This window comes from Streptomyces carpinensis, from assembly GCF_002154505.1.
Classification (GTDB): domain Bacteria; phylum Actinomycetota; class Actinomycetes; order Streptomycetales; family Streptomycetaceae; genus Streptomyces; species Streptomyces carpinensis.
The window spans coordinates 1-973 of record NZ_MUBM01000613.1; the positions used below are offsets into that span (position 1 = coordinate 1).

Sequence of the window (973 nt, forward strand, 5' to 3'; positions counted from 1 at the left end):
AGCAGGGCGAGCGCCAGCCCGATGCGCCAGCCCCAGCGCAGGTTCGGCAGGAACTGGTCCACCGCGAAACCGCCGCCGATCAGGGCGAGGGCGGTGCGCAGCCAGGCCAGGAAGGTGCGCTCGTTGGCCAGCGAGAAGCGGTAGTCCGGGGTGTGGCCCTCCTTCCTGACCTCCTCGGGGGCGAACCACAGGCGGACGTTCCGTACGAGTTCGATCACGCCAGGGACCTTACTCAGGCGGGGACGGCGGCGGACCGGGTGGTCATCTCACCCCATGGACCGGTAGGCCTTCAGCCGCTCGTAGGCCGCGAGGCCGTCCGGCACCCACTCCCACTCGCGCAGCCGGCGCTCCACCTCGTCCTGCGGCAGGAAGTCGTGCCAGGCGACCTCCTCGGCCTGCGGCCGCACCGGCAGCTCGCAGCGGACCTGGTACACCGCCGACCACCAGCTCCGGCCGGCGCCGTCGTCGTACAGGAACTTGAACAGGTACTCCGGCCGGGGCAGCCCCGTGACCCCCAGCTCCTCCTCGGCCTCGCGCAGTGCCGCGTCGTCGTAGCTCTCGCCGGCCGCGACGACCCCGCCGACGAACATGTCGTGGAGCGAGGGGAAGACCAGCTTGGTGGCGGTGCGGCGGTGCACGAAGAGCCGGCCGTCGGCGTCCCGGGCCTGGACGAAGACGCAGCGGTGCCGCAGTCCCTTGCCGTAGACCTCGCCGCGCGGGAGCTGTCCCACGACCCGGTCGTTGTCGTCGACGATGTCGAGAATCTCCTCCGCAGGGTTCATACCGACATCCAAGCAGGGACCGCCGCGGCCGTCGGACCGCCCGCCGAACGGGTGGCCCGGCGCGTGCCGGTCAGCGGTGCTGGAGGTCGCGTTCCTCGGCGCGATCGTCACGGGCATCGTCCTCCTCGGCCTGCACCCGGCCATGCCCTGCGGCACGGCGGTGCGCGCCGATGTCGGTGCGCAGCCGGTCG

The 973-nt window shown here is 72.4% G+C and carries 2 protein-coding genes; both read right to left on the reverse strand.

The annotated features are described in order from the left end of the window. Positions 1-218, reverse strand: a 218-nt coding sequence (locus BZY54_RS47030; RefSeq protein WP_143668368.1) for a YidH family protein, incomplete at its 3' end; no start/stop codon positions are given. A 48-nt stretch (positions 219-266) separates the two neighbouring features. Continuing rightward, entirely contained in the window at positions 267-782 is a 516-nt protein-coding gene (locus BZY54_RS47035) for an NUDIX hydrolase (RefSeq protein ID WP_086731432.1), read from the reverse strand. Between the last annotated feature and the right edge of the window lie 191 nt (positions 783-973).